This is a genomic window from uncultured Subdoligranulum sp. (assembly GCF_937890665.1).
In genome coordinates this window covers 1-5,416 of record NZ_CALADU010000067.1, presented here as the reverse complement: position 1 = coordinate 5,416, position 5,416 = coordinate 1, and the positions used below count along the sequence as shown (strand labels likewise).

Sequence of the window (5,416 nt, the reverse complement as noted above, 5' to 3'; positions counted from 1 at the left end):
CAGATTTGGCTATTTCTTCTGGCCTCTTTGGGGCTATTTTAGGTGAACCCTAATAAGTATAGGGCAGCAAAGCTCTGGCAAGTATACCAGTGTTTGTACATTTCCCTTATGAATTTGCCCCTTGTACAATGAAAGAACAAGGAGGCGTTCGATATGACAGACTATATTGGAAATTACAAGAATCGACCGCGCAGGGTGGTGTTTTATGGTCGTGTTTCAACAGAGCACGAAGAACAGTTATCTGCGCTGGGAAATCAGATGGAATGGTATACGGATCTTGCATTGCGCAATCCCAACTGGAGCGTTGTAGCGCAGTACATAGACGAAGGTATAACCGGAACGCAGATGAAGAAACGTCCATCATTTATGCGGATGATGGAGCACGCAAAGGAACATCGCTTTGATTTGATCGTCACTCGTGAATTGTCGAGATTTGCGCGTAACACGGTGGATGCATTGAATGCCACGCGAGAACTGAAGCAATACGGTGTGGAAGTCTATTTTGTAAACGATGGCATCTGGACAATGGATGGCGATGGAGAAGTTCGCTTGACCATTATGGCGAGTATTGCCCAAGATGAAAGCCGCAAGACCAGCGAGCGCGTAAAGGCCGGACAGAAGATGAGCCGTGAAAAGGGCGTACTCTATGGCAGTGGCAATATAATCGGTTATGACCGCGTGGACGAAACCTATGTAATCAATGAGGAACAGGCAGCAACGGTGCGCAGAATTTTTAACCTGTACGCCGAGGGGTACGGTGAAACGACTGTTGCCAAAATGCTTATAGAAGAAAACTGCAAGGATGGCGGTGGTGGCCTGAGCTGGACGGCGAGCAAGGTGTCGCGGGTACTCCGCAAGCCCACTTACAAGGGCTATATGACCTATAATAAATCTCATATTGATGACTTCCTCAGCCATAACCGTATCAATCACAGCGAGGCAGACTATGTTCTTGTAAAAGGCGACTTTGAGCCAATCGTCTCAGAAGAGCTTTGGGAAACCTGCAATCAGATCCGCAGCAAGCGGGCTGCATTTGTCAAAGGAAAGGATGGTCGTGCCCATAAATTTGGCGTGTCCTTTCCGCAGAATAAGTGGACGAAAATTCTGTTTTGTGATTGCGGGAAGCGATTCCAAATCGAAGGCTACGATAAAACAGCCAACGGTGGAAAAAATATGCGGCTTATCTGCGCACGGTCGAAAATGTTCAAAAAGAAAGATGCCGACAGAGCACTGAACGGCATTACTTGTCCGGCACCATACGCATCAGAATGGAAACTGGAATTGATGGCAAGGGAAGTGTTCCGTACAGTTTGGAAAGAAAATGCCGAGGATATATTGAGTCTTTTGCGGATGTTGGATGCAAATCTGAACACTACCGGCACGCCGAATGATGTGACCCGGCTGGAAAATAAGCTCTCTGCGCTGAATGAGGAATTAGACGATCTTGTCAGCCAGCGGGCAAGCCGAAGCATAACTATGGATGATTTCTTAACCAGAAGTACGGAAATCAACAATCAAATAGTAAATGTTGAAGGCATACTGCAAAGTTCCATACAGGAACAGCGTCCTAAAGCAAGGTTGGATATGCACAGCATTGAGGCTGCGCTCAGCGATGATGCTTCTTTTCCGGATGGTAAAATAGAGCTGGGCTTTCTGGACAGGTATGCCGTCCGGATTGTAAAAAGCAATAACCACTATATTTGGATGTTGCAGTTGATAAACGTGCAGCAGATCATGCCTGTTCCATCGGAGAGGCAGCCGGTAGCGATGGTTACCTATAAAAGTGGCGTTCCTTATGATATTGAGCAAGAGCAAATCGACAAGCAGACTAAAGAAAGCGCTGAACCAGATTGCACAGAGATATGCCGCCCACAGGATTTCTTTTTGAACATGAATCGCACCAAAAGAAAACGCAAGCTGTTGGAATGGATGGAAAGCTGTAAAGAAAATCAGGTGAGTGTGGTGGATGAAAAGATGCCGCTTTTGAGTTTTGCAGTTGACTTTGTGACAGCCTACGAGTATCAGAAAGCGCGAGGAATGAAGATCCACCCCGGCTTGTGGAAAGATATGCGGGTGGATATATTTCTGGTAAAAAAAGAAAATTGAAAAAGTTGCGGAAAAAATCCGGCTCGCTGTTCTCTTATGTATTAGGAGGTTCCAAACCTCCGAAAAAGTGAATAGCGTCCTCTGCTGTACCGCATTGGGGAAGCAGCGCCATGACCGGATTCCGCGAGCGTGCCAAGGTGCGAGAAAACATATCGCATAGCTGCAAGGTTGTGCGAGGCAAAGCGCCGGGAAGGGTTGCCTGTCTGGAATTTGCAGAGGGAGAAAAACGCACAGCTATAACGACAGATCGTGCCGTGGAGGAACATCTTCCACGGCATTTTTGTGTTGTTATGGAATGACTTTTAATTTGATATTTGTGGCGATAAATGGTACTATATGATTATACTATTTAGGAATTATAAGAAAACACAGCAGGTGGTGGGCAATATGACTAAAAAAGAAAAAGCCAAGCAAATGATTCATAGTTCTGCCGCTGAGTATCTGACTTTTGTAGCCGCTACCGGTGAGAGCAACGCCAGCTATGAAATGCGGTATGAGGACGAGAATATTTGGCTGACGCAGAAGATGATGGCGTCGCTGTATGATGTGGATGTTCGTACAATCAGTGAACATATAAAAAAGATCTATGACGATGGCGAACTGATGCAGGGGGCAACTATCCGGAAATTCCGGATAGTTCAAACAGAGGGCGCCCGGCAGGTTAACCGAGAAGTCACCCACTACAATTTGCAGCTTATCATTGCCGTTGGCTTCAAGGTGAACAATCAGCGCGCTGTGCAGTTCCGCAAGTGGGCTGGGCAGATCGTGAAGGACTACACGATCCAAGGCTGGACAATGGACACCGAACGCCTGAAAAAAGGCCATATGTTCACGGACAAGTACTTCGAACGCCAGCTGCAACAAATTCGGGAAATCCGTTTGTCGGAACGCAAATTCTATCAGAAAGTCACTGACCTGTATGCGACCGCATTTGACTATGACAAGGGTGCCCAGACGACGCGGCAATTTTTCCAGACGGTACAGAATAAAATGCACTTTGCTGTCCACCGCCACACAGCTGCCGAGTTAATCTACGAGCGCGCCGATGCCACCAAAGAGCACATGGGGCTGACTACTTGGGAAAATGCCCCCGACGGCAAAATCCTAAAAGCGGATGTGACGGTCGCCAAGAACTATTTGAGCCAAGAGGAAATGGACTATCTGGAACGCATCGTGACAATGTATCTGGACTATGCAGAATTTCAGGCGCGGCGAAAGATTCCCATGAGCATGGAAGACTGGTCCAGACGTCTGGACGGATTTTTGGAATTTAACGGCGAAAAGCTACTGACCGACCCCGGAAAGATCAGCGCGGAGCAAGCAAAGCTCCACGCCGAGACCGAGTATGAAAAATATCGGTTGGTACAGGATCGCCTGTATGAGAGCGATTTTGACCGCTTCCTTATGCTGGAGCAGGAAGTAAACCATGCCGATGAAGGCTGATAGAAGAACTATTATCAATGCCTTATTGAAAAAGTAGTATAATAAAAAATCGTGCCGTGGAAGAATCTTCTTCCACGGCTTTTCTATACCATGATATTGCACTGCAAACTTGCAATTGCTCGATGTTTTTTAACGCCGAAATTTCAGAAAACTTGATTTTTTTGAAATTTCTTGATTCCTGAAATTTCAAATTAGTTCGATTTCCTGAAATTTCTGTGGTATAGAGTCATTGACTTGTACATTTTGAAAATGATAAATGCAGTATTATACTGATGGGGAAGGAGGGAAAAACAATGCAATACGATAAAGCAGACCAGCAAAACTGCCCGCGCAGAGTTGTGTTCTACGGACGAGTGTCTACGGAAATCGAAGCACAAATATCAGCATTGAAAAATCAAATGAACTGGTATCTGGAGCTCGCAGAACATCATCCGAATTGGATGGTGGTTGGACAATATGCAGATGAGGGAATCTCCGGAACTGGCATGAAAGCCCGGACCTCTTTTATGAAAATGCTGCGAGATGCCCGGAAAAAGAAGTTTGACCTGATTGTGACCCGCGAGGTTTCCCGCTTTGCCCGAAACACAGTGGATACTTTGGTGACGACCCGTGAGCTGAAGCAATACGACGTTGAAGTATACTTCGTCAATGATGACATCTGGACGATGCGTGGAGATGGAGAGGTTCGCCTGACCATTATGGCAAGTCTTGCACAAGATGAAAGCCGTAAAATGAGTGAACGCACCAAGGCGGGCATTCAGACGTCACAGAAAAAGGGTACCTATGTTGCGGGACCGACACCGTTTGGATATAAGCGTGATAAAAAGGCTCATACGCTTGTGGTGCAGGAAAGTCAGGCAGAGACTGTCAGAAAAATTTTTGCTTGGTATGCTGATGGCATAAATGGCACCGAGATAGCCCAGACACTAACGCAAGAAGGCGCACCGAATAAATCCGGAATGCCACAATGGAGCGCGCGTCAGGTTCTCTCAATCACCAAGAATACGATTTATAAAGGGTATTTGACATACAACAAATCGCATATTGATGATTTCCTCAGCCATAAAAGCATCAAGAACAGCGAACAGGATTACATTCTGGTAAAAGGCAGCTTTGAGCCAATCGTTTCAGCGGAACTATGGGATAGATGCCAGCGCCGCAGACATACATGGCAGTCGTACAAAGACGGCAATATAACGCAGGCTTACTTGTATGGAAAGAGCGAGCACACCGACAAATGGGCTTGCCGCCTGTTTTGCGGCTGTGGAGCCAGAATGCGGGCGTTCCATGCAGAAAAAGGTATTATCCGATATATTTGCTATCAGCGGTCGCTGAGGAGCAAACCGCCCAAATGCAGCGCTCCCAATGTGCAAGCATGGAAGCTCGAACTGATGGCGCGAGAAATCTACAAAACCGTTTGGCAGAATCACCGACAGGAGATTTTGGAAGAATACCGGCGGAAACCAGAAAACGCAGCGACCAATAGCGAAAAGATAGAGGAAGCACTTAGCTGGCAAGAGCCGTTTCCAAACGGTGAAATCAGTCGGGAATTTCTGGACAGATTTGTGCCGAGAATCTTTTCCATCGATGGACAGAAATTCATCTGGGAACTAAATCTATTTCAAGTGTCATGCACTGTTCAATGCAATGTGCGCGGAACGTATAATTATCATTCGATTTCGGCAGAAAGAATCATGCCGGGAAAAACAAAAGCGAAGAAAGGGGATGGGGCCGTCAATAGGATACTTGAGGATGCAAACAGTACGCGCTTTTGGGTACATACCTATGATGACGACCCAATAAGCAGGCCGCAATCAAGAATCCTCGCAAGTAATTGCGTTGGACTCTTGGAGCTCACGCTCAGCTT

The 5,416-nt window shown here is 46.5% G+C and carries 3 protein-coding genes; all 3 read left to right on the top strand.

Going from position 1 to position 5,416, the window contains the following annotated elements:
* Positions 1 to 153: 153 nt before the first annotated feature.
* Positions 154 to 2,106: a recombinase family protein gene (locus Q0526_RS03630; RefSeq protein ID WP_298730936.1), complete on the top strand. Its 1,953-nt coding sequence runs from the start codon at positions 154 to 156 to the stop codon at positions 2,104 to 2,106.
* A 387-nt stretch (positions 2,107 to 2,493) separates the two neighbouring features.
* Positions 2,494 to 3,549: a virulence RhuM family protein gene (locus Q0526_RS03625; RefSeq protein WP_298730933.1), complete on the top strand. Its 1,056-nt coding sequence runs from the start codon at positions 2,494 to 2,496 to the stop codon at positions 3,547 to 3,549.
* Between the two features lie 293 nt (positions 3,550 to 3,842).
* A partial coding sequence (locus Q0526_RS03620) for a recombinase family protein (RefSeq protein WP_298730931.1) occupies positions 3,843 to 5,416 on the top strand: 1,574 nt, incomplete at its 3' end.